Source organism: Spirosoma harenae, assembly GCF_054776975.1.
The window spans coordinates 996603-1022198 of sequence record NZ_BAAHBD010000008.1 but is presented as its reverse complement, the minus strand read 5'-3'; the positions used below and the strand labels follow the sequence as shown (position 1 = coordinate 1022198).

12 protein-coding genes are annotated in these 25596 nt (G+C 47.2%); 6 read left to right on the top strand and 6 right to left on the bottom strand.

Going from position 1 to position 25596, the window contains the following annotated elements:
- Positions 1–285: 285 nt before the first annotated feature.
- Positions 286–3558 (top strand): RICIN domain-containing protein, encoded by a 3273-nt coding sequence (locus tag ACYVE4_RS12610; RefSeq protein ID WP_461040286.1) that lies wholly within the window; start codon positions 286–288, stop codon positions 3556–3558.
- Between the two features lie 248 nt (positions 3559–3806).
- On the top strand, positions 3807–5330 hold the full coding sequence (locus tag ACYVE4_RS12605; protein WP_461040284.1) for a hypothetical protein: 1524 nt from the start codon (positions 3807–3809) through the stop codon (positions 5328–5330).
- A 95-nt stretch (positions 5331–5425) separates the two neighbouring features.
- On the opposite strand, the gene ACYVE4_RS12600 is transcribed toward ACYVE4_RS12605, so the two are convergent.
- Positions 5426–7324 (bottom strand): YgiQ family radical SAM protein, encoded by a 1899-nt coding sequence (locus ACYVE4_RS12600; RefSeq protein WP_461040282.1) that lies wholly within the window; start codon positions 7322–7324, stop codon positions 5426–5428.
- 380 nt (positions 7325–7704) lie between these two features.
- On the opposite strand from ACYVE4_RS12600, the gene ACYVE4_RS12595 reads away from it, so the two are divergent.
- From ACYVE4_RS12595 to ACYVE4_RS12580, 4 genes are all read left to right on the top strand, one after another.
- On the top strand, positions 7705–9024 hold the full coding sequence (locus ACYVE4_RS12595) for a Gfo/Idh/MocA family protein (RefSeq protein WP_461040280.1): 1320 nt from the start codon (positions 7705–7707) through the stop codon (positions 9022–9024).
- A gap of 377 nt (positions 9025–9401) precedes the next feature.
- Positions 9402–10130, top strand: coding sequence for an SDR family oxidoreductase (locus tag ACYVE4_RS12590; protein WP_461040279.1), 729 nt, complete (start codon positions 9402–9404; stop codon positions 10128–10130).
- A 250-nt stretch (positions 10131–10380) separates the two neighbouring features.
- Positions 10381–11718 carry a hypothetical protein gene (locus ACYVE4_RS12585; RefSeq protein ID WP_461040278.1) on the top strand — a complete coding sequence of 446 codons (1338 nt, stop codon included), beginning with the start codon at positions 10381–10383 and terminating at the stop codon, positions 11716–11718.
- A 50-nt stretch (positions 11719–11768) separates the two neighbouring features.
- Positions 11769–12254 carry a hypothetical protein gene (locus tag ACYVE4_RS12580; protein WP_461040277.1) on the top strand — a complete coding sequence of 162 codons (486 nt, stop codon included), beginning with the start codon at positions 11769–11771 and terminating at the stop codon, positions 12252–12254.
- Positions 12255–12285: 31 nt separating this feature from the next.
- On the opposite strand, the gene ACYVE4_RS12575 is transcribed toward ACYVE4_RS12580, so the two are convergent.
- From ACYVE4_RS12575 to ACYVE4_RS12555, 5 genes are all read right to left on the bottom strand, one after another.
- A complete protein-coding gene (locus tag ACYVE4_RS12575) occupies positions 12286–14940 on the bottom strand; it encodes a permease prefix domain 2-containing transporter (RefSeq protein WP_461040276.1) in 2655 nt (884 codons plus the stop codon).
- A gap of 11 nt (positions 14941–14951) precedes the next feature.
- Positions 14952–17558 (bottom strand): ABC transporter permease, encoded by a 2607-nt coding sequence (locus tag ACYVE4_RS12570; protein ID WP_461040274.1) that lies wholly within the window; start codon positions 17556–17558, stop codon positions 14952–14954.
- A gap of 107 nt (positions 17559–17665) precedes the next feature.
- Positions 17666–20260 carry an ABC transporter permease gene (locus ACYVE4_RS12565; RefSeq protein ID WP_461040273.1) on the bottom strand — a complete coding sequence of 865 codons (2595 nt, stop codon included), beginning with the start codon at positions 20258–20260 and terminating at the stop codon, positions 17666–17668.
- Between the two features lie 51 nt (positions 20261–20311).
- The gene (locus ACYVE4_RS12560; protein ID WP_461040272.1) at positions 20312–22933 is read right to left on the bottom strand and encodes an ABC transporter permease; all 2622 of its coding nucleotides are present in this window, start codon (positions 22931–22933) and stop codon (positions 20312–20314) included.
- Between the two features lie 60 nt (positions 22934–22993).
- A complete protein-coding gene (locus tag ACYVE4_RS12555; protein ID WP_461040270.1) occupies positions 22994–25594 on the bottom strand; it encodes an ABC transporter permease in 2601 nt (866 codons plus the stop codon).
- Positions 25595–25596 lie beyond the last annotated feature (2 nt).

Sequence of the window (25596 nt, the reverse complement as noted above, 5' to 3'; positions counted from 1 at the left end):
ATGACAAAAAAAGTCAATCTACTTCCATCGTTTATATTGAATGGCCCTACAGAACGACCGAAATAGGCCAAATGCCGAAAATGAGTGAAAGAATGCCGAAAATGGGTTAACGTCAAAGCCTCAAATGTATCCACTTTTGCCGGGTGCTAACACTACTTCTTGTCTATAGATTTCAGACGGAAGCTTATACTTTATTTCGACTAAAATTGTGACAGTCAAATTAATTATAAGTCGGAATTAAATGTAAGGTAACACAAAAATTATCATACAATAATCTAACCCATAATGAGCTCAACTTTTACGAACCAGCCAAAGCTATATGCTGTTGGCTTCCACTTTTTTATCGCCCTCCTCTGTTGGCTCGTAAGCCAAACCACAGTGCTCGGTCTATCACTGCCAATTAGCTCCAACGGCGCTAATCAACCACCCGTAGTCGTTGCCACATCTACTTCGCTGACGGGTACGTCGCCCCTAAGCGTGACTTTCACGGGTAGCACTTCTTATGATCCTGACGGCGATCCTATTACGTATGCGTGGGACTTTGGCGATGGCGGAACCTCAACCCTGGCTAACCCAGTCCATGTATTCACCCCGATTTTGGGCCGACAAGGCGTACCGCAATTTGGCTTTAGTGTTAAAGTGGTCGTATCGGATAATAAAGGGGGCGTAAGTGCTACCAAAACCTTCCAGGTAACGGTTACCAATCCGCCCCCAACTGCCAAGATCACGACACCAGCCAATCTTTCCAAGTACGCTCTCGATAAGGCGACTACGTACACATTAGCAGCCAACGTTACTGACGATACACCCAGTAGCCTGAACTATCTCTGGCAGGTGAAATTACGCCATAATGGCCAGGACCAACTTTTGACAACGGCTTCGGGCGCTAGCCCTGTGGTTACTGTCTCACCAGCGGGCTGCGATGGTGGTGAAGATTATTACTACGTGTTTTCCGTGAAAGTGACAGATATAGGTGGACTTACTGCACAGGATTCGGTCAAGATTTATCCTGATTGTAGCTCGCCCAAACTGACAGTTACTGGCCTAACCGCTACCACCCTTAGTACGACCAGTGTACGGCTCAACTGGACAAATCCCGCTCTATCCTTCGATGATGTGCTGGTAGTGGGTAAAGCCGCTCCCCGGTTTAATGGTATCCCCCCGTCCACGACCTTTACGGCGAATCCCAGCATCACGGGCAATGGCGCATCCATTTTGGGTGGTAAGGTGCTTTATCAGGGAACAGGCACGTCAGTAACGGTGACCGATCTTACCGCGGGACAGCAGTACTTTTTTCGGGTCTATACACGCAAAGGCAACGTCTGGTCGGCTGGTGTGGAGGTGAGCGTACCCACCAATCGTCCGCCAGTAGCGGTGGCTACAACTACTTCACTAACAGGCTCATCCCCTCTGAGCGTAACCTTTACGGGAAGCCAATCCTATGATCCTGACGGTGATCAGCTTGTCTATCAGTGGAGCTTCAGTGATGGAACCGTTGTAAATCAGGCAAATCCCATAAAGGTCTTCTCTGTACAAACTGGTAATCAAGGGGTAGGTTCTATCAGTACATATACGGCTCAACTTACAGTGATTGATATTAAAGGGCAGCGAAGTTCCAGCCAGGTATTTACGATCTCGCTGAACAACACCACAACGGTTAAAATCACCAACCCCGTTAATAACGCCAAATATGCCCTCGATAAGGCGACTAGTTATACGCTGACCGCTACCACGACAAATGCCAGCAACACTAGTCCACTGTGGCAAGTGAAACTGCGCCGTGGCAATCGCGAACAACTTGTGAAGACTACATCGGGAAATAATGCCGTTATCGATATCTCGCCGGTAGGTTGTGATGGACAAGATACCTATTATCTGATTACAGCATCTGCGACTCCTATAGGCGGTGGGGCTGCGGTAAAAGATTCGGTTAAGATTTATCCGGACTGTAATTCGTCTAAGCTAAATGTTACTGGCCTAACCGCTACTACGCTCAGCAGCAGCAGTGTACGGCTCAACTGGACGAATCCAACCCTCCCTTTTGAAAAAGTACTTGTAGTGGGTGGAACCAGCGCTGGACTTACGGACATTCCCCTCGAGCCGAATTATACAGCAAACTCCAGCTTCACCGGCAACGGATCGGATATACCATCCGTAGGCAAAGTACTTTACCAGGGTACGGGAACTACAGTCACAATAACTGAACTCACGGCGGGGCAGCCCTATTATTTCCGAGTCTACGCTCGCGCGGGCAACGGCTGGTCGGGTGGTGTCGAAGTGAGTGCTACACCCACCAATCCGACGTCGACAACGTCAACTTCGGTTACGACGGTTGAGTATGACAAGTGTTACCGAATCGTTTCTCGGGTTAGTGGCAAGGTGCTGGGTGTAGAAGGTAGTTCTCAGGACGACGGCGCCCTGGTTAAACAGCGCACCGATGCTAATGCGCTTTCTCAACGCTGGCGGTTTGAATCGGTAGGGAATGGGTTTTACAAAATCGGAGCTGTACACAGTAACAAAGCCATCGACGTAATCTGGAGTTCGCAGGATAACGGCATGGGCATTGAGCAATGGACATTCAATGGCGATTGGAGCTTCAACCAGCATTTCTCGCTTCAACGAAATGCCAGTGGGTATTTTCAGATTACCGCTCGCCATTCCAGTAAGGCGCTCGAAGTTCAGGATGGCAATACCAACGAGGGTGGAATGATTGTCCAGAACACTCCAAACGGAGGCATCAACCAGCAATGGAGCATTGAAGAACGTTCCTGTACTACGACCACTCCGCCTTCATCCACGACCACCGCTCCTCCTTCGACCACGTCAATTACCAGCGTCGATCCGGCCAAATGCTATCGCATCCAATCGCGTAGTAGTGGACTGACGCTGAACGTGCCGGATAATTCATACAATGATGGTGCCACATTGAAGCAGAATACGAATGCCAACCAGCCCTGGCAGAAATGGAAGTTTACGCCCGCTGATGGAGGCTTCTATAATATTTCGGTACTGCACAATCAGAAAGGTATTCAAGTGAATAGCTCATCGACAGCCGATAACGCGACAGTTGAGCAGTGGACCTATTGGGGAGGCAGCCATCAGCAATGGAGTATTCAACGAAATGCCGAAGGCTATTTCACCTTCAGCAACCGAAATTCCAACAAAGCAATTACTGTGAAAAATGCCAGTACGACCGAAGGCGCTGAGATTGTCCAGCTAACATTAGGAACCGGGCAAAATCAGCAGTGGAGCATTATCGAAACGACATGCCCAGCCGGAGCTAGAGTAGGCGCTACGGAAATAGGTGTATCATATCGCCTGTCGCCAAACCCGGCTAATAACCATGTGCTGATTGATCTTAGTCCGGCTGTTGGCAAGCCTATTAGCCTGAAATTGAGCGATATTATGGGACGTATCCATGAACAGACGCATCTGGAAACTGCTCCGACAGAGCCTTACCGTTTAAGTACAAATCACTTACTGGATGGGCTGTATTTAATTCAGGTTACGCCCGATGGTCAATCGCCAACTACGTTGCGACTACTGATTCAGCGATAGTATACATTTTTAAAACTCATTTTTTTGTCATTCTGACCGCAGGGAAGAATCTCAAGCTTGCCTAACATGAGGCTTTGAGATTCTTCCCTGCGATCAGAATGACAAAAGCTGTTTATGGGCCTATCACTGCAAAACAAAAAATAATACCTCATTCACGTTAGATTAGGGCAGTTTACAGTTTTCTGTTTAAAGTGGCTAACGAAAAAAGGGAACCACTGTATATTACAAACCGAATATCGTCAAGTAAGATGCTCCATATTTTGCACGCAGGTTCCGTTCATGTTCAGTACGAAAACGGTTTTTTACGCTACATAACCGTCGATGAATCCGAAATAGTCCGAATGATTTATTTCGCCATTCGTGACCATAACTGGAGCACGGCTTCCATTAAAATCACGAATGAATCGATAGTTCAGAAAGCAGATTCCTTCCAGATCGATTACCAGTGGGAAACCGACGATCTCGGCATTCGGATGGTAGGGCAGGTTGTCATTATAGGCGATGAGACCGGTACAATTTCCGTCGATTGGTACGGGGAAGCACTGAATACATTTCGCAAAAACCGAGTTGGCCTTTGTATTCTACATCCGATTGACGGTGTTTTAGGGCAACCGGCTCAACTTGTTTCGCCCGATGGTAAGACAACTGATAGTCATTTCCCGACGTTTATCAGCCCCCATCAGCCATTCCTGAATGTACAGGCAATGCGTTGGCAATCAGCCTCTGGCCCAACCTGGCAGCTTGATTTTTCGGGCGAAGTATTCGAAACGGAAGACCAACGTAACTGGACTGATGCCTCTTTTAAAACCTATTCAACACCCGTTGATCTACCTAAGCCTGTTTCTGTGTCAACTGGGGATGAGTTTCGTCAACGTGTCGTATTTAGAAGGGCTGAAGAAGCGCTTACAGTATCTGCCGATAAGGAGAAAATGCAGGAAATGGACCAAGTTCGTTCCGCATTCGGCTCGACTCGTCCGCGTGTTGGTGTTGGTCAACGAGTAGGAGGGGAACCACTAACTGATACCGAAGCGGACTTACTGCATCAACTAAATCTGTCCCATCTGCGAGCCGATGTTTTCTTTAACCTTCCGAATTGGCAGGATTTGCTAACCAATGCGATTGCGGATGCGCATAAACTGACCGTTCCTCTTGAACTAGCCGTATTTTTTGGCGAAAATCCAGCAACTGAACTAGAAACATTGACGCAGTTTTTGCAGGAGCATCCCGTCGCTATTCAGTCGATGTCGCTATTCAATGCAGCTAGCCTAAGAACGTCTAATGAACTGTTACATGCCCTCGTTCCTACTGTGCGTGCGAACTGGCCTGAAGCAGCCATTGGTGGAGGAACTGACGATAATTTTGCCGAGTTAAACCGAAATCCGTTTGATTTTGATCTGGTCGATTTCGTAACGTATTCTGCTAGCCCGCAGGTGCACGCATTTGATAATCTGACGTTGCTGGAAAATATTGTCGGTCAGGCCGAAACGGTCATAACGGCCAAACACCTGACAGGCGGAAAACCGATTCATATTTCACCCGTAACACTTCGATTGCGCTACATAACGATCACCAATACAGCTACAGAACGACTAAATAGTCCCACCGATCCCCGTCAAACAACTGAATTCGGAGCCGATTGGACACGTCAGAGTCTGGAAGCGCTCGCCAACGCAGGAACCGAATCAATAACCTATTATCAGTCGCACGGCCCATTAGGGCTGGTAGATGGAGATAAAGCGTACCCACTTTTTACCGCGTTCGCGAATCGATAATTAGGGAAAATGAGAGAGTAATTTATTGGAAATCAGAAGCAAATTCTCCCCTCTCCTGTTTAGGAGAGGGGCAGGGGGTGAGGTCAATACGACCCCTACTTCCATTTTTTCTTACCCGAATAGTTCTTCGAGTAGTTCGGTTTCCCCGACTTTTCTTTCTTTGAACTTCCTAATAGCTTCTCTGCTAAATCCGGCCGATTGAGCTTGTTCAATCGATTCCGAATCCAATCTTTATGCTCGGGCTTATACCAGAAGAAGTAGCGATTTTGAGCTTGTTTTTCTTCGCGCGTTTTCGCCGTTTTAACAGGTTTCAACGTATACGGGTGAACACCAGAATAGTAGATCACCTCGGCTACCGTCATCGGTGTCGGTGTAAAGTCCTGAACCTGTTCGAGCTGGAAACCCATGTCTTTGGTTTCTGCCGCCAGATTCGCCATGTCCTGCTCTTCGCAGCCCGGATGCGACGAAATAAAGTACGGAATCAGCGGTTGTTTCAGGTTATGTTTTTCCTGAATCTGATCGTACTTCTTTTTGAATTGCTTGAAGTATTTGAATGACGGTTTCCGCATGATCCGAAGCGTATTATCGGCCGTATGTTCCGGGGCTACTTTCAACCTTCCCGATACGTGGCGGGTGGTCAGTTGCTCCATGTATTCGTCGTGATTGCCGTCGTCGTTGTTTTTATTGAAATCATCGACCAGCAAATCGTAGCGTACCCCCGATCCAACAAACGCTTTTTTGATATCCGGATTCGCATCAACCTTCCGATACAATTCTGTCAGCGGTTTGTGTGATGTATCCAGATTCGAGCAGATAACCGGGTGAATACAACTCGGACTTTGGCAACGGGCACAGATCGATTCATCTTTGCCCTTCATCTTATACATATTCGCCGATGGGCCACCCAGATCGGAAATATATCCTTTAAATTCAGGGTGTTTCGTGATTTCATCAACTTCTTTCAAGATCGACTTCTCACTCCGCGACGCGATAAATTTACCCTGGTGGGCCGAAATCGTACAGAAGCTACAGCCGCCAAAACAGCCCCGGTGCATATTCACCGAGAACTTGATCATATCGTAGGCTGGAATCGGTCCCCGCTTTTTGTATTTCGGATGCGGCAGACGCGTATAGGGTAAATCGAACGATTTGTCGATTTCCGTTTCGTCCATCGTTTTGAAAGGCGGATTGATGACCAGCACCTGATTCTCCACTTTTTGGATGATCCGATTGGCCTGCCACTTATTCGACTCTACTTCGACAATTTTGAAATTAGCTGCGTACTTAATTTTATCTTCCAGGCACTCCTCATGGCTTGCCAGTTCGACCGTATTCCAGTTGTTATAATCACGCAATTCAGTGCTGGCATCGTGCAGAAAAGCCACCTGATTGATGTTCCGCATCGACGAAAAAGGCACGTTTTTGCGAACCAGTTTCAGAATTTCACGCAGCGGCTGCTCGCCCATACCATACACCAGCATATCGGCCCCCGCATCGACCAGAATGGATGGGAGCAACTGATCCTGCCAGTAATCGTAGTGCGTAACCCGACGCAGCGAAGCTTCAATTCCACCCAATAACACCGGAACATCGGGATACAGCGTTTTCAGAATGTTGGAATAAACGATGGTCGCATAATCGGGTCGAAAACCGGCTTCACCACCAGGCGTATAGGAGTCGTTGGAGCGCAGCCGTTTGTTGGCCGTATAGTGATTCACCATCGAATCCATACAGCCCGCCGTAACACCGAAAAAGTATTTTGGACGACCGAATTTCTTGAAATCACGCAGATCATCTTTCCAGTTGGGTTGGGCAATAATCGCTACCCGAAACCCCTCACTTTCCATAATTCGACCGATTACGGCGGTTCCAAAGGCTGGATGGTCTACATACGCATCGCCCGATACAAGCACAATATCCACTTCATCCCAGCCTCTTTTTTCGACTTCTTTCATCGTCAGAGGCAACCAGTCTGTAAGGGGTCTTTCAATCATGAGTCTATAAAATGATCTGTCTAAAAAACACCGATTCGACTAAATAATTCAATGAATGATAGTGAATTGTAGAATCTCAGAAAGAAAAATCAGAATAAGTTGTCTAACTACCTAAACCGTTCTCAGTTGTGGGTTTTGTTATCCTGACGCAGGGAGGAGCCTAGCGTATCATAACGTTTAGGTAAGACAAGTCAAGATCCTTCCCGCGTCAGCATGACAAAAAACGATTTATAATAAGACTTTCACTTTGTTCTTTTTATCGCAACAACTGATTAGAAATAGGATAGAAAATAGCTTTCTCGTTACACGGAATCTTCATGCGGAAAAGCATATCTCGTATTGATATAAACGCAATCATAAAACCTTTAATCGGTCGAATCATGAAAGAAAATCAAGCAATTAACCGACGGGAGTTTGTCGGCAAAGCCGCTACGGCCTTGGCGGGATTTGTCATCGTTCCACGTTTCGTTTTAGGCGGAAAACGGCCCGATGGCACAAAATATCTGGCACCTAGTGATGTGATTTCGTTAGGATTTATCGGAACGGGTAAACAGGGCCGGGGTCTGACGGGCTCCTTTCTGGGGACAAACGAAGTTCGGATTGTTGGTATAAGCGAAGTTTACAAAGACAAAGCACAATTGACCCTTGATCGAATCAAGACGCACTACGAGAAAAATTCGCAGGCGGGTAAATATTCCGACGTACCTGTTTACAATGACTTCCGGGAATTGCTGGCCCGAAAAGATGTTGATGCCGTTGTGATTGCGGCTCCTGATCACTGGCACGCAGCTATGGCTGTGCGGGCAGCCGAAGCCGGAAAGGATATTTACTGCGAAAAACCGTTGGCTCTGACGGTGAAAGAAGGTCGGGCGATGGTCGATGCGACCCGTAAATACAACCGCGTATTCCAGACAGGAAGTATGCAGCGTTCGTGGCCCGAATTCCGGCAAACGGCCGAACTCATTCGGAATGGCTACATTGGTGATGTGAAAACTATTAAAGTGAACGTCGGGCCACCGCCAAAAGCGTATGATCTTCCTGCTGAACCCATTCCGGCTGCACTCGACTGGCCTAGCTGGCTCGGCCCCAATGAGCCAGTAGCATTCAACTCAGAATTAGCTCCACCGACCTCAAAAGACGTCTTCCCAAACTGGCGAAACTATAAAGAGTTTGGCGGGGGGATGGTAACAGATTGGGGAGCGCACATGTTCGATATTGTACAGTGGGCGCTGAATATGGACAATAGCGGGCCGGTTGAAGTGATTGCTCCCGATGGAAAAGATCACCCATTCCTAACCTATCGGTACGATAATGGTATCACGATGACGCACGAAAAATGGGATTGGTCGAACGCCATTCACTTTGTCGGAACGGAGGGCGAAATCAAGGTACAACGCAAGAAACTGGAAACAACACCCGCTACGCTAAAAGACAAAGTGATTGGCGAAACAGAAAAACACGTCTACCACAGCGACAATCATTACAAGGATTTTCTGAATGCCATGCGGAAACGCAGCAAACCTATTTGCGATGTAGAAGTCGGCCATCGTACGGCTTCGGTCTGCAACATTGGCAACATTGCGTATCAATTAAAACGACCCTTGCAGTGGAACCCGAAAAAAGAGCAGTTCAAAGATGATAAGGAAGCCAACGCATTGTTAGGCCGTCCGATGAAAAATCAATGGGCGATCAAAATTTAATTTTATTTACGCAGTTAACTCATTTACCGAAAGCCTGGACTCGTTTAGGCTTTCAGCGTATTTAGAGAATTAATGGATTACTGCTTTGCCTTTTTTGTCATCCTGACGACAGGAAGGATCTTAACCTTTCATGACACTCAAGTAAGGATACGTTAAGATCCTTCCTGTCGTCAGGATGACAAAAAAGGCTTGGTTATTTAATAATTATATTTGTACAATGCTCATCGTTAGTTATGCACTCTGAGCCATTTATTTCAAGGATTTACGAATTGCCATTATTTGATTTTTGCAACGATTGATTTGAATCCCGCAACACCAAACCTGATAAGCCAGTTTACCTTTGTCTGTGCCTTATCACCAACGTTTATCGTAAAGAGATGAATCTGTCAAACAACAAAATTTTGATTACTGGTGGCGCATCGGGGATTGGTCTGGGAATGACCGAGCGCTTTGTTCAGGAAGGAAATACCGTCATTATTTGCGGCCGACGTGAAGACGTACTTCAGGAAGTAGTCGCAAAATTCCCTGGTGTGATTAGTCGAGCCTGCGACCTGTCGGTGGCTGAGGAACGGCAGGCGCTTTACCAGTGGATTGCCGATGAACATTCGGATCTGAATGTACTGGTCAATAACGCTGGTATTCAGCAGTGGACATCCATTACCGATGACGATTTTATGGATCGGGCAAAAGCAGAAATTGCGGTAAACATTGAAGCTCCACTACACTTAACGTCGCTTTTTGTGAAACTCCCTTCCTTAACTACGATTCTGAACGTAACGTCGGGATTGGCTTTCGCACCGTTAGCCAAAGTGCCTGTTTATTCGGCGACCAAGGCTTTTTTTCGTTCGTTTACGTGGTCGCTACGGGCCCTGGTAAAAGCGCAGGGCATTGAGGTAATCGAAGTAATTCCGCCCGCACTCAATACTGATTTGGGGGGCAAAGGTTTGCACGATCATGCGCCACCAGTAAGCGGGTTTATCGACGCTATAATTGACCAACTGAAGCTGGGTAAAACGGAATTGACCTATGGCACTAGTGAGACCAGAGCCAACGGTTCGGCCGACGATCTGCGCAACTATTTCAATCAAATGAACGCGTCAGTCTAGGCGATCAAATAAAAGAGGGAGTTAGCAAAGCGTGTCATACTGCAGAACTTGTTGGCCAACAAATCCTGCAGTATGACACGCTTTGCTTTATAAAAATTAGGCTAAGTACGTCGCTATAAGTCTGTTTGGTATTGATTTTGTATAACCTGATAATTGATTGGTTAACGATTAAGGAATGAAAATTCCAGTTTTATTCATTATAGGTTTTCGAAAAAAGAAATTACTGTACGATCGCTAGTGCTGAACGCGTATGAAGAAACTATTTACGTATTCTATTCTGATACTCAGTTTGCTTCCCGGATTTGCGTTGGCGCAGCCAACCAACTACACAGCAAACACAGGTAATTCTACAACGCCGGGTAGTTATAATACGCTAGTAGGAGCGAATGCAGGAAATATATCTCTATCAGGCTGGTATAACAGCTTTTTGGGATATGCTTCAGGCAGTAACAATTCGACTGGTGCTCAGAATAGCTTTATAGGATTTGCTGCGGGACGGGAAAATATAGATGGTAGCTATAATAGTTTTCTAGGGTATGCTGCGGGGCAGGCTAATTCGTCGGCTAATTACAACACATTTATTGGCTACCGGGCGGGATATGGCAACACAACGAGCGGGTCTAATACCTTTCTGGGAGCTTTTGCCGGTTATTCAAACTCGGGAGGTAGTCAAAATGCGTTTTTGGGTAATTATGCAGGATACGCTAATTTATCAGGTGGGCAGAATACTTTTCTGGGTAATTACGCAGGCTATGGGAATACGACGGGGGCCAATAATACTTTCGTGGGACAGCAAGCTGGTCAGAACGTTACGTCGGGTAGCAACAACATCATTATTGGCCCCAATTCAGGGACCACTGTCATTACAGGCAGCGATAATGTATTGATGGGCTATAACTCTCAAACGGGTCAAGGGCAAGGAGGAAACCATGTCATTATCGGTAGTGGAGCGGGTACTGGTCTCTGGGCAGGCGTAAACAATACGTTCATTGGGCATCAGGCTAGTGCTGAGTCTGTTTCGTTGCACAATGCTACAGCGTTGGGTGCAGGTGCTCGCGTTACTATCAGTGATGCAGTCGTACTCGGCAATAATGCGAATGTTGGCATTGGAACTTCAGCACCTACCGCTCGTCTGGAAGTGGTTGCTCCTGAGGAGAATAACAGCGGCATTCGATTGACCCGATTGACCGCCAGCAGCCCAGCTGTATCCAAGACAGACCAGTTTCTAACGGTGAATGAACGGGGGGAAGTGGTCAAAGGTCGCTACCAGTTGCACATCAATTCCAGCGCGGATTGGAGCGACAAGGTATTTGAAGTCGGCTATCGATTGCCTTCTCTAAACTGGGTAGATACGTATGTGAAGCAACATCGCCATTTACCCGGAATCCCCTCGGCAGATGAAGTCGTACAGAAGGGTATTGACTTAGCCACACTGAACGCTACATTGCTGGAAAAAATAGAAGAACTCACCCTTTACACCATCCAGTTGGAAAAATCCGATCAGGCTAAGCAGTATGAACTACAGCAACTTAAGTTGGAAGTAGGGGAGCTTAAATTACTGGTCAGGCAATTTCTGGAAAAAAAGTAGCAGAGTTGTAAAAGCGATTATCTTGTCGAATGTTTTCACCGGAATGTACCATGCAAACTATCGATAAGCGAATTCGTGCCGGTTTAGTGGCCTTTTGGGCATTTTATTTCTCTATCGTACTGCTTAGTAATACTGCCGACGCGCTTAAAAACCTGTCGATACTTCCGGCAGATTGGTCGTTTGCATCAGGAAATTACATACTGATTGTTAGGGTAATTGCCATTTACCAGTTGCCAGTTTGGCTGGCAGTTGGGTTCTTTACGGGGGTAGTTCTGTGGGAAGCCATAGGGGCGATCCTGTTTTGGAAGGCCTTTCTGGCGACTGTCCGACAGACGCTTACGTATGAAGCTACTGTCCATCGGGCGTTCGGCATTACGCTAGGTTTATGGGCCGCTTTTTTGCTGGCCGATGAAATTTTTCTGGCCTATCTGCTCGGCGGTTTAACGGCAACCCATTTCAGCCTCCTGCTGGCCGAATTAGCTACATTTATTTTGTTTACCAGTATAAGGCAGGGGACTAAGGCAACTGTAAAATGATTTATCACCTACCCTAGCCCCCTGCCTTATACTATTCTGACCGTAATGATTTCACCGGGTTTACCAGCGCGGCTTTGATGCTTTGGAAACTAACCGTCAGTAAGGCGATGGCTACCACTAATCCTCCGGCTAGAGCAAACACCCACCATTCAATATTGATTTTGTAGGCAAATGCCTGAAGCCAGTTGTTCATAGCCCACCACGTAATAGGTGAGGCAATCAAAATAGCTAGAATAACCAGTTTCAAAAAATCCTTCGAGAGGAGAGTTACAATACTGGCTACGGAAGCTCCAAGCACTTTTCGGATGCCAATTTCTTTCGTCCGAACTTCAATAGAGAATGTCATCAATCCTAGTAGACCCAGACATGCTACCAACAGCGTAAGCGCCGTAAATCCATTGAATAACCGAGCCAGCCGCTCTTCTTTCGCGTAGAGTTTGTCATAAGCCTCATCCAGAAAATAGTAGTCGAAGGGGGCTGCCGGATGAGTGGCTTCATATAACGTTTTGAGGTGGCCTACCGCTTCCGGTACGTTTGTTTGTGGCTTTAACTTGATGAACAGATACCCACCATGCTCGAGCGCAGAGCGGTTGCTATCACTGACCACGGTTAACTTCATAGGCGAAACAGCGCCGTGCAGACTGCGCACATGAAAATCGGCTGCGATACCGTCAGCTGGCTCGTCTTTTAGGGGAGCGGGTTGCAGTAATGGATTTCCTTTTATACCAGCATCCCGAATCAGTGTCTGGTTGTAAACCGTCAATTCCTTAGTGACTGGACCAGCCTCCCAGCCAGCCGGACGATAGGCCCAACGAATGCCCATCATGTCGAAAAAGGGTTTATCGACAGCCAGAAAGTTCACCATGAGTTGTTTCTTGTTCGTTTCCGTTTTCACGAACATCGTTGGACAGTGGTCGGTAAATAAGGCAACATTGGAAAAGGCCACATTCTCACGTCCAGCCCATTTTCGTACATTATCACGAAGACCGGCGAATTGAGAAGTCATTTCAGGATCGATAAACATCGCTACGACTTGCGCCCGATTAATGCCCAGATTCTGAGTTCGGAGAAGACGCATTTGTGTGTAAATGACCACACTACAAATCAGCAAACCAATGCAGGCTGTGAACTGGACCGTAGTGAAAATCTGTCGTAGACCAGCCCCTCCGTGCCGTACGTTTGTCGTGCCTTTGAGTACCAGCGCAGGCCGGAACCCCGACAGCATCAACGCTGGATAAGCTCCCGCGAGCAATGAACAACTAATCCACAAGGATACCATAACGCCCCAGTACGGCCCCTGCGACAGCACCCGATTGTCCATGTGCAGATCGAGCGAATGATTAGCCCACGGAAACAACATCTGGAGTAATGCCAATGAGAGCCCAAATGCCAAGGTAGTCGTCAGAAATGATTCGAGAAAAAACTGCCCAATCAATTCGCGTCGCTGACCACCGATGGCTTTGCGGATGCCCACCTCTTTGGCTCGTTTGGTGGCTCGGGCTGTGGTCAGACTAACGTAATTGATAACGGCTAGCACCAAAATAACCAGCGCAATTGACAGCAGAATATAGAGCGATTGCCGCGTACTTTTCGGTTCGCTACGGCTATCTAGATGCAGGGATGGCAACGCTTCCAGGAAGTATTTACCTGTGATGTCGGCAAACTGGACATCGGCTTTTACTTTGGCTAGCTTTTTCTCTACAGCCAATACGTTTGCATCCTGAGGTAGTACAACATATGTGTTCAGAAATCCACCTCCTTTGTAAACCTGTTGCTGATTGGGGCCGAGCGTAGGCATGGAACTCAAGGAAACCAACGCCTTAAACTGAATAATGGAATTTGTTGGTAAATCGTCGAGGACGGCTGATACCGTAAGAGGAAAATGCTTGTCGTACGTTATCGTTTTTCCTACAGGATTCTGATCGCCAAAATATTTCTCACTTAGCTGACGTGTCAGTACAATTCTTCCTGGTTCGCTGAGGGCAGTCGCTGCATTGCCATACCGTACGCGAAATCCCATAATTGCCAGCGTAGGCGCATCTGCAAAGCCAATCTGTTCTTCCTTGAACCGATGATTTTCATCTGACTGAAGGATGGCTTCTCCACCCGCGATCCGAACAACTTCCTCTGCTTCAGGAATCTGCCGTTTTATTTCGCGACCAAACGATTCATGAAGGCCTGTAAACGTAACATCAGCACCCCCAAACTTGACGATCGACATAATTCGATACGTTCGATCAGCAAATGGCTGAAAACGGTCGTAGTGGAACTCATGCCAGACGTAGAGCGCAATGAACGTACTAACGGCCAGGCCTACAGTTAAACCAATGATATTTAATCCGCTGAATAGCTGGTTTTTCCACAGCTGACGAAAAGCGATGGCGAAATAGTTTCGATACATAGTCAGGTTCAGAAAAGGGGTTTTTATAAAATCATTGGGTTGTCGTTTTATCGCAAAAGGCTTGATAAAGCCCAATACATCCCACCAGTATCGCCAACGCGCCGGTCGTTCACCGATTCGTTTTACCTGCCAGGCGAACTCCTCATGCAAATCCCCCTGCACTTCCTCCAACCGTTCAGGCGATAGGAAGACGCGAAGAAATCGGTCAGCGAGTTTGGGAGGTTGCATGGGCGGAGTGATGAGCGATAAGTGATTAACGATAAGTGATGAGCGAGCTTTAGCCATTCATCGCTCGCTCACTCCGACCGAAGTGAGCGAACCGGATTCACCAGGGCCGCTTTGATGCTTTGAAAACTGACCGTGAAAAGGGCAATAACGATGGATACCAGACCGGCTAGGGCAAAAAACCACCACTCGATGTCGATTTTATAAGCGAAACCCTGTAGCCACTGATTCATGGCCCACCAGGCGACAGGTGTTGCCAGCACAATAGCGATGAAAACCAGCTTAAGGAAATCTTTGGAAAGCAATCCAATAATGCTTGACACACTCGCGCCCAGCACTTTCCGAACGCCAATCTCTTTGGTGCGTTGCTCGGCCGTGAACGTAGCGAGACCAAACAACCCTAGACAGGAAATGAAAATAGCCAGAAACGCAAAGTAATTGGAAAGCTTGCTGACCACTTGTTCGCTCTGGTATTGCCGGGCGTATTCCTGGTCGGTGAAGGTGTACGTAAAGGGAAACGTTGGGTTCAGTTTTTTGCAGATGGCTTCTATCTGAGCAAGCGTTTCGGTGGTTTTACCCGCTTGAATCCGCACGATGGCATTGACATTACCCGTCAGACGTTGTGTGCGTAGATTAGCAATGAGTGGTCGGATCGCAGTGTGAAGCGATTGGAAATGGAAATCTTTTACTACGCCAACAATAGTCCCTTTCTGATTGCCCCAATTGATCGGTTTTCCAATCGGTTGCTTATAACCCATGACCTTAAGAGCGGCTTCGTTAATGATAAAGCGACTGGTATCGGCAGGGAAGTCTTTCGAAAAATCCCGGCCTTCCTTCAATTGGATATGCATGGTTTTGACAAAATCATAGCCGACTCCGACAGGCGTGAACCGGACTTTGTCGTTCGGATCACTGCCCGGCCAGCTAATGCCTTCAGTTCCTGACCCATTCGAAGCTGGATCGGCCGTCATATAGGATACATAGCTAACACCCGGAAGTTGGCCAAGCTCAGCTTTCAGCACGTCGTAGTTCTTGCCTAAATCACCTTCTATCGGAAAGAAAATGAGGTTTTCGCGATCGAAACCAATGTTTTTGGTTTGTATGTAATCCACTTGTCGATAAATGATAATCATACCGACAATCAGAATGACAGATAGCGAAAACTGAAAAACGACTAAGCCTTGCCGTAGCCAGGTCGATTTTGTATCAAATTTGAGAACGCCTTTTAAAATCCGAATCGGACTAAGCGACGATAAGAAGAAAGCTGGATAACTACCTGCAATCAATCCAGTTAGTAACGTCAATCCGGACAAACCAACCCAAAATATCGGTGTACTAATCGGTAAGACAATTTGCTTGTCTGTGAGCATATTGAACGCAGGTAAGAGTAGAGCAACCAGTAGAACAGCCAGAAAAATGGCGAAAACCGTCAATAGTAGCGCTTCGCCCAAAAACTGCCCGATAAGTAACGAACGAATGGCCCCGACGACCTTCCTAACGCCCACTTCTTTTGCTCGTTTGGCTGAACGAGCCGTCGCCAGATTCATGAAATTGACGCAGGCAATCAGCAGAATAAATACCGCAACGAGACTAAACAGTCGGACGTATTCGATACGCCCACCATCGATTTGAGCGTTTTTGAAATTGCTGTTCAGGTAATATTCGTGGAAGGGTTGCATTGCTAATTCCGTATGAAATGGCTTGCCCTCATCCCGCTTGAATTTATCCAGTATATGCTTCATTTTGGCCTCTACCTTCGCTGGATCAGCATCCGGCCGAAGCATGAAAAACGTAAGTGGGTCCGTGCTGTCCCAACCTGTGGCCCAATCGTTCCCATCGGCTACATAGGCATCCCAATTGCGCAGGCAGTCGAATTGTAGCGTACTGTTTTTGGGCATATTTTCGAAGACAGCCGTTACGGTCATATCCGTGCGATTGTCATACCGAATCGCTTTGCCAATGGCGGCTTCAGGACTGCCAAAAAAGACTTCGGCCATGCTTCGGGAAATCGCCAGACTATTCGGGTCTTTTATGGCGGCTTCGGGTGTTCCCTGCAAGAGTTTGACACTAAACATCTTAAAGAAATCTGCTCCAGTCGCATTAATCATTTGTTTGTTGACTTTTGTGCCAACGGAAAATGTTTGCTTGTTGGGCCATTCATAAGCCGTTGCATATTGAATTTCAGGGATTTCCTTTTTCAACTCAGCCGCCAGTGGTCCGGGTGTCCAGATGACCCCCTGCATTTTTCCGCTGAAAAACTCACGCATGTAAATCCGATATAGCTGATTCTTATTCGCGTGAAATGCATCGACGCTCCGTTCGTCCTGTATCCAAAGAATAATTAATAAACTACAGGCCATTCCTAAGGCCAGGCCCAGTGTATTGATTGCCGAAAACGTTTTGCTCTTAACGAGATTTCGAAAAGCGATTTTCAGATAATTACGTAGCATAGTTGGGTTCAGTAAGAAAGTTGTTGAATACAGTTCAGTTTTTCGTTTTAAGGCAAAGGGTTGTAAGAAACCGATCACATCCCACCAGTATTGCCATCTTGCCCGTCGTTCGCCGATTCGTTTTGACTGATACGAAAATTCCTCATGCAAATCCCCTTGTACCTCTTCCAAACGATGAGGAGATAGGAAGAAGCGAAGTAGTTGGTCAGCGAGTTTGGGAGGTGTCATCGAATGGTTATTTTGTAGAGACGCAATCCCTTGCGTCTCATGACCGGATGGTTATTAGGCCTATTGCTGACGCCAATGAGACGCAAAGGATTGCGTCTCTACGTTCATCACTCCGACCGAAGTGAGCGAACCGGATTTACCAGGGCGGCTTTGATACTTTGGAAACTGACCGTCAGTAATGTAATGGCTAAGGCACCGATACCGGACGCGGCAAAAATCCACCACGCAATATCGGTTCGGTATTCATAATGCTGTAGCCAGTTGTTCAGATAATAGTAGGCGATTGGGCTGGCGACGAAACAGGAAATGAATACCAACACAATGAAATCTCTGGACAGTAAACTCCATAGATTGAATACCGAAGCGCCTAATACTTTCCGAACGCCAATTTCCTTGGTACGTTGTTCGGCGACAAATGAGGCCAATCCGAAGATGCCCAGACAACTTATGAAAATGGTTAGGATCGCGAAGAAGCTTGCCAGTCGACCGATACGCTCTTCGGCGGCAAATTTTTTGGCGTATTCCTGATCCGCAAACTTGTATTCGAACGGAGCGGCTGGATTGAGTCGTTTGAAAACGGTTTCCAGTTTGCTCAATGCATCCTGAGCACTTATCGCAGGATTTAGTTTGATGTGAATGACGTTCAACGGTCGTTCATTGGTATTCATCATGAAAACTGTTGGCGTTACGGTCTCAAACGGCGATGTCATGACCATGTCTTTAATGACTCCGATCACCTTCCAGTTTTGATCGTGCCAGCGGATGATTTCGCCAATTGGCTTCTTGAGCCCCATTAGTTTTATGGCCGCTTCGTTAAACATAAACGTGAGTGAATCGCTCGTAAACTGCCTTGAAAATGAGCGGCCTTCCTTTACTTTCCACCCCACTACATTGCCGAATTCGGGTGTAACCGAGATCGTACCAAAAGCTGAGGTTCGGTTCGGATCTTTGCCCTGCCATTCCAGATTATTGGCTCCAGACCAGATATTGGTCATCGGACTCGACGATTCGGCCATGTCGGCAACAACGCCAGTTGCCATCAATTCAGCCCGAATTGCATCGTAGCGCCCCTGAATTTCTGGTGTGTTCATCGTGATGTTGATCAATCCATCCCGACTATAGCCAACGGGGCGATTTTTGGCGAATTGTATCTGGCGATAAACGATGATAGTGCCAATAATCAGCGTGACGGATACCGTAAACTGTACTACAACCAGTACCTTACGCGGAATAGCCGCCACACGACCTAACACAAATGTGCCTTTGAGTACTTTAATGGGTTGAAACGACGATAGGAATAGAGCTGGATAACTGCCTGCTACAAAACCCGTTAAAAGAATAAATCCGAGAGAGAGGACCCAGAAACGTGGGTCAGTCCATAAAATGGCTATGGTTTTGTCGGCTACGTTGTTAAAGGCAGGGAGCGTCAGTTGAACCAGACCAAGCGCCAGCACAAACGAGAGTCCGACCACCAGAAACGACTCGCTGAAAAACTGACCAATTATCTGGCTACGTAACGATCCAATCGCCTTCCGAATACCCACTTCTTTCGCCCGTTTTTGCGAGCGTGCTGTGCTCAGATTCATAAAATTGATACAGGCCAGCAACAACACAAACACTCCGATAGAACTAAACAGCCACACAAATTCGATCCGCCCACCCGCATTGACGCCGTTTTTAAACTCTGAGCGCAGGTACCAGTCGTCCATAGGATGCAGAAAGAGCGACGACTGCGTTTTATCCGTTATGTGCTTACCAAAAACACCCTTGATCTTAGCTGAAACATCCTTGAAATTCCGGTTTGGATGTAGTTGCGCAAAAATGGCAAACGAACTACTCCGCCAGTTATCCATTCCCTGCCCCGATTCGAAAAGCAAACCGACGGGTGCAATAAACGCCAGGTCCTTAAACATGGTATTGTGTGGCAAATCTTCAAAAACACCGCTTACCTGAACCGTATACCGATTGCCGACTTTGATGATTTTCTGGAGAGGATCAGTATCACCAAAAAGTGCTTTCGCCGTTGATTCAGAGAGCAGAACGGTGTTAGGGTTTTGTAGTCCCTGCCGCGTTCCCTTCTTCATGGACAGCGTCATCATTTCTGGAAATTCGGCTTCGGTGAAGCAGCCAAATCGGGTGAATTTTTTGTCGCCGTAGGCAAGAATCTGATCGAATTCAGACGAGGCTACTACCGATTTGAAATCCCCGGCATATTTGGTTCGAAGCTCCTGACTTAATGGCAAGGGAAGGGCTCGATATGTCTGAATTCCCTGTTCCAATGTTTGATTTTCCACGATTTGCGCAATGCGTTCGTGGTTCTCGTGGTACATGTTGTATGACAATTCATCATACACCCATAGACCAATTAACATCGCTACAGCCATTCCGACCGATAATCCGCCAATATTGATAGCTGAATAACCTTTGTTGTTGACCAAATTCCGCCAGGCGGTTCTGAAATAATTTCGATACATATTCGGGTTCAGTAAGGAAGTTGTTGAATACAGTTCAGTTTTTCGTTTTAAGGCAAAGGGTTTCAAAAAGCCCAGTACATCCCACCAGTATCGCCAGCGGGCCCGTCGTGCCCCCACCCGTCGCACCTGCCAGGCAAATTCCTCCTGTAAATCCCCCTGTACCTCTTCCAATCGTTCAGGTGATAGAAAGACGCGAAGAAATCGGTCGGCTAGTTTGGGAGGATGCATAAAGAGTGATGAGCGATAAGTGATGAGCGCGCTTTAGCCATTGATCGCTCATCACTCCGACCGAAGTGAGCGAACCGGATTCACCAGGGCGGCTTTGATGCTTTGGAAACTGACCGTCAGTAACGTAATAAGTAATGCACCTGCGCCTGTGGCCGCAAAAATCCACCAGGAAACCTCGGTTCGGTAGTTGTATTTCTGAAGCCAGTTGTTTAGAAAATAATATGCGATGGGCGAAGCGATTCCGAAAGCAACAATCACCAGTACGACAAAATCTTTCGACAGTAATCCCCACAGATTAACTACTGAAGCTCCTAACACTTTCCGGATGCCAATCTCTTTGGTGCGTTGCTCAGCAATAAAAGAGGCTAAACCAAACAACCCTAAACAAGAGATTAAAATGGCCAGCGTTGCGAAAACTGAGGCCAGCTTTCCAATGCGTTCTTCGGCGGCAAACTTCATCGCATATTCCTGATCGACAAAGTCGTACTTAAATGGCGACGACGGGCTGTATTTTTTGAAAACCGCTTCGATGTGCCGCAACGCATCACTGGCGTTAGAAGTAGGATTAATCCGAATGGTAATGAAATTGCCTGATCGTCTGGGGATAAAATAGATGGTCTGTTTGACTGGATCGTAAGGCGACATCATTAACATGTCTTTCACCACGCCAACGACGTTGAAACTGCGGTCACCCCACTGAACAATCTGACCGACTGGATTTTTCAATCCCATGAACTTGACAGCCGCTTCGTTCAGAACAAACCCGGACGAATCGCTGGGAATCGCTCTGGAAAAGTCTCGACCATCGGTAAATTTCCAGCCAACCGTTTTCCCAAAACCATGCGAGATCCCAATAGTCGCAAAGTCGGTTTGCAGATCAGGATCTTTTCCTTTCCAGTTGAAACCCGTATTGTTCGACCAGACATCAGTAGCTGGACTCATGGATTCGGCAAGGGCCAGCACGGTGCCCGATTTGACTAGCTCATCCTGAACCGCATCGAAATGGTCATGAATATCGGGTGTCGTGGTGTGCATCATCACCAGTCCTTCACGGTTGTAGCCAATCGGGCGATTTTTCGCGTGGAGAATCTGCCGATATACAACGACTGTTCCGACAATCAGCGTGATCGAGACCGTAAACTGCATCACTACGAGTACTTTCCGGGGAAGTCCCGCCATTCGCCCAAACCGAAGGCTTGATACGGTTCCTTTGAGCACCTTAATAGGCTGAAACGACGACAGATAAAAAGCAGGGTAGCTACCGGCTAATAGACCTGTTAACAGGCAAAAACTTAGCCCGGCTATCCAGAAAAATGGACTAGTCCATGGCATCTTTATTTGCTTGTCGGCAACGTCGTTGAAGAAAGAAATTGTGAGCTGTGCCAGTAGCAAAGCGAGTACAAATGCAAAGGCAACCACTAGATACGATTCGCTTAGGAATTGACCAATCAACTGCCGACGGAGCGACCCAATGGCTTTACGTATGCCTACTTCTTTCGCTCGCTTTTCAGAACGTGCTGTACTTAAATTCATGAAATTGATGCAAGCCAGCAACAGCACAAACAAGCCCGTACAACTGAATAACCACACAAATTGAATCCGTCCACCCTCGTTAATTCCATTGATCCAATTGGTATGCAAATGCCACCGATCCATCGGGTACAGGTGTATTTCAGGCTTGAACTTAAGTTCATCTTGACCACCTTTCTGTTGCTTGATCAGTCGTATTTTATCAGAAACAGCGCCCAGATTGGCGTTCTCGGCGAGCTGGACGAAGAGCTGAAACGAATTCTGGCCCCACTCGTTTTCGTTGGACGCTTTTTTCACCCAATCAGTTGAGGCTACATATAGATCCCAGGGAGCAATAAACCGAAGATCCTGAAAGGCCGAATTGTACGGTATATCCTCATAAATTCCCGTAACTTTAACATCCAGCTTATTGTCAATTTTGACCAGTTTATCTAACGGATCGATTTCACCGAATAGGGCTTTTGCTACCGATTCGGATAGTAAAATAGACGATGACTCCTGTAATCCCGATGTGGAGCCTTTGAGCATTGTCAGCGACAAAAGTTCAGGTGCGTCGGGTGCCATAAAAGCTCCCATTTTGGTGAACTTGGTGTCGCCAAATGTTAGAATATGCCGGGTATTCCAGGAAGAAAGCGTTACGTGTTTGAAGTCGGCTCCGTACTGATTTTGCAACACGCTGGCCACTGGAATTGGTATCCCCTCCGTCGTTAGAATTTCGCCGTTGACGGTGCGTTGGTGTACCACACGAGCGATTTTGTCGTGGTTTTTGTGATACCTATTGAACGTCAATTCATCATACACCCATAGACCAATCAATAGAGCAACGGCCATACCAACGGCCAGGCCGCCAATGTTGATAAAGGAGTACACCTTGTTTTTTGCCAGACTACGAAACGCGATTTTGAGATAGTTACTTAGCATGTCCGTATATGTTGGGTTGGGGTAATTACTACGTTTTCTTTTATCCGCAAACAGTTTGATAAAGCCCAATACATCTCGCCAGTACTGCCACTTCGCCCGTCGCTCGCCAATCCGTCGCACCTGATACGCAAATTCCTCCTGTAAATCCCCCTGCACTTCCTCCAACCGTTCAGGTGATAGAAAGACGCGAAGAAATCGGTCGGCGAGTTTGGGAGGTTGCATGGGCGGAGTGATGAGCGATAAGCGATGAGTGATGAGCGCGCTTTAGCCATTGATCGCTCATCACTCCGAACGAAGTGAGCGAACCGGATTCATCAGCGCGGCTTTGATGCTTTGGAAACTGACCGTCAACAGGGCGATGGCAAGGGCCAGTAAACCAGCCAGTACGAATACCCACCACTGAACGTCAATTTTGTAGGCGAAATCCTGCAACCACTGACTCATGGCATACCACGCAATCGGGGTAGCAATCAGAATAGCAATAACTACCAGTCTGATGAAATCTGTCGCCAGCATTTGAATGATACTTGATACGCTGGCACCCAGTACTTTACGTACGCCAATCTCGCGGGTTCGTACTTGTGCCGTGTAGGTAGCAAGGCCGAATAAACCTAAGCTGGAAATGAGAATGGCAATTCCCGCAAATACGTTGAATAGCAGGCCCGTTTGTTGTTCCGACTTATACAGGCGATTGAATGATTCATCTAAGAACGCATAGTCGAACGGGAAATCTGCGTTGTACTGCTTGTAAAGACGTTGTGTTGCGGCAACTGCCTGTTGTGCATCCTGCCCTGTTGTTTTGACGTACAGCGCTCCCATTTGGCTGGGTCTGTAAAAGAAAATCGCTGGTTCAATTTTCTGACGCATCGACTCAAAATGGAAGTCTTTTACTACCCCAACGATGGTTCCTTTGTCTTTCCACAACCGGAACGACTTACCAATTGGGTCTTTCATACGAGCTCGTTTAACAGCGGTTTCGTTCAGGATAAAATGCAATGAGTCGGACGGCGTGCCCCTAAAATTCGCTCCCTGCAATAGACTCATTTTGAAGAAAGGAATAAAATCTTTGTCGATGGCTACGGGTCGGATAAACATGGTTTCGCCTTTCTCTTTGCCATCCCACTCGTTATCACCTGTCTGCGCGCCAATCTGAATGATGTTACTACTGGCCCGAGTAACAGCCGCTACACCTGGCTGATTCAGCAACTCAGCTTTTATGGCATCGTAATGTCGACTCATCTTATTACGCATGAAAAAACCAAACACATGCGTTTTGTCGTAGCCCAGTTCTTTCGACTGAATGTATTTTAACTGATTGCTGATAATCAACGTACTGGCAATTAGAATCACTGAGACAGCAAACTGTGTCACGACCAGCACTCGCCGGAACATAGCTTCGCTCAGCCGGGGCGACACTTTGCCTTTCAGGGCTTTCATTGGTTCAAAGGAGGAAAGCAGTAAAGCTGGATAAATGCTCGAAGCGGCTAACGTACCGACGATTGTCAGACCAATGAGCCGCCAAAGCCGATAGTCCGAAAAATCCAGGACCAATTCTTTGCCCGATAGTTGGTTGTAAGCGGGGAGCAGCGCATACATCAATCCGAACGCCAGTATGGTTGCCAGAGCAAACAGAAGGGCTGTCTCGATCAGGAATTGCATGAATAACTGACTCTTCGCTGCGCCTACAATCTTACGCATACTCACTTCTTTGGAACGTAATAAGGAGCGCGCTGTGGAAAGATTAACATAGTTGATGCAGGCAATCACCAGAATCAGCAAGGCAATAATCGAAAACATCCGTACGGTTTCGATGCCGCCATTGCTTCCATCGGCACGGTACAAGTGCATGTCGGCTAGTGGTTGCAACAGATACGTCAGGTCGGTATCGTCGGGTTTGTTGCGGAGGTGGATGTTACGAAGTTTGTCCGTTAGTTGATCGATTGAGGCACCCGGTTGCAATAGGTAATACGTATCGTAGTTGAACTGTGAGAAATCATTCGTCTGATCCCGATCATTTGTACGGTCGCGATACATTGTCTCGAACATTAGCGAAATCGGTAATATCATATCGCGTCGGATGCTCGAATTCTTCGGAAAATCCCGGATTATACCGCTGACTTTGAATGAGTTGTTGTCAGTACTTGCCAGGATTTTACCAATCGGATTTTCGTCGCCAAAATACCGTTTCGCTGTGCTTTCCGTCAACACAATTGAGTGATTATCCGGGAACGGATTCGCTGGATTTCCCTGAATCAGTGGGAAATCGAACATCGAAAACAGCGTCGGATCGGCGAAGGTTGTATTGTCTTCATTGACCGTTTTATCCTTGTATTTGAACAAGGTGTACATATAATTATAGGATAGCCGAACTGACTCTTTGATCTCTGGCAATTCCTTTTTTCCCATTTCAGCAATAGGTGCTACCGTCGATGTCCAGATTTGCCGACTACTGCCCGTTCCGGCCCAGTTTTCGAGCCGGTAAATGTTGGTGGCCTGTTGGTGAAAACGGTCGAAGCTTCGCTCGTCCTGAACCCAGAGCAGAATCAAAATTCCTACGGCTAATCCGGCGGTCAGTCCTGTAATGTTGATTAGCGAATAGAATCGATTTTTGACCAGATTTCGCCAGGCGGTTCTAAAATAGTTTCGTAACATAATTGAGTTCAATAAGTAAGTTGTCGAATAGGTATCAGGTTGTTTAATAGCCCAGGGCTTCAGAAATCCGACCACATCTCGCCAGTACTGCCACTTCGCCCGTCGTTCGCCCATCCGTCGCACCTGCCAGGCAAATTCCTCCTGCAAATCGCCCTGTACCTCTTCCAGTCTCTCCGGCGATAGAAAGACGCGAAGGAATCGGTCGGCGAGTTTGGGCGGGGTTGGGGGCATGG

What these genes read in the sequence shown, in the direction of transcription:
- ACYVE4_RS12580 (WP_461040277.1), top strand. Translation starts at nt 11,769, where the DNA reads ATGCAAACTATCGATAAGCGAATTCGTGCCGGTTTAGTGGCCTTTTGG.
- ACYVE4_RS12610 (WP_461040286.1), top strand. Translation starts at nt 286, where the DNA reads ATGAGCTCAACTTTTACGAACCAGCCAAAGCTATATGCTGTTGGCTTC.
- ACYVE4_RS12605 (WP_461040284.1), top strand. Translation starts at nt 3,807, where the DNA reads ATGCTCCATATTTTGCACGCAGGTTCCGTTCATGTTCAGTACGAAAAC.
- ACYVE4_RS12585 (WP_461040278.1), top strand. Translation starts at nt 10,381, where the DNA reads ATGAAGAAACTATTTACGTATTCTATTCTGATACTCAGTTTGCTTCCC.
- ACYVE4_RS12590 (WP_461040279.1), top strand. Translation starts at nt 9,402, where the DNA reads ATGAATCTGTCAAACAACAAAATTTTGATTACTGGTGGCGCATCGGGG.
- ACYVE4_RS12560 (WP_461040272.1), bottom strand. Translation starts at nt 22,933, where the DNA reads ATGCAACCTCCCAAACTCGCCGACCGATTTCTTCGCGTCTTTCTATCA.
- ACYVE4_RS12570 (WP_461040274.1), bottom strand. Translation starts at nt 17,558, where the DNA reads ATGACACCTCCCAAACTCGCTGACCAACTACTTCGCTTCTTCCTATCT.
- ACYVE4_RS12565 (WP_461040273.1), bottom strand. Translation starts at nt 20,260, where the DNA reads ATGCATCCTCCCAAACTAGCCGACCGATTTCTTCGCGTCTTTCTATCA.
- ACYVE4_RS12595 (WP_461040280.1), top strand. Translation starts at nt 7,705, where the DNA reads ATGAAAGAAAATCAAGCAATTAACCGACGGGAGTTTGTCGGCAAAGCC.
- ACYVE4_RS12575 (WP_461040276.1), bottom strand. Translation starts at nt 14,940, where the DNA reads ATGGCTAAAGCTCGCTCATCACTTATCGTTAATCACTTATCGCTCATC.
- ACYVE4_RS12555 (WP_461040270.1), bottom strand. Translation starts at nt 25,594, where the DNA reads ATGCCCCCAACCCCGCCCAAACTCGCCGACCGATTCCTTCGCGTCTTT.
- ACYVE4_RS12600 (WP_461040282.1), bottom strand. Translation starts at nt 7,324, where the DNA reads ATGATTGAAAGACCCCTTACAGACTGGTTGCCTCTGACGATGAAAGAA.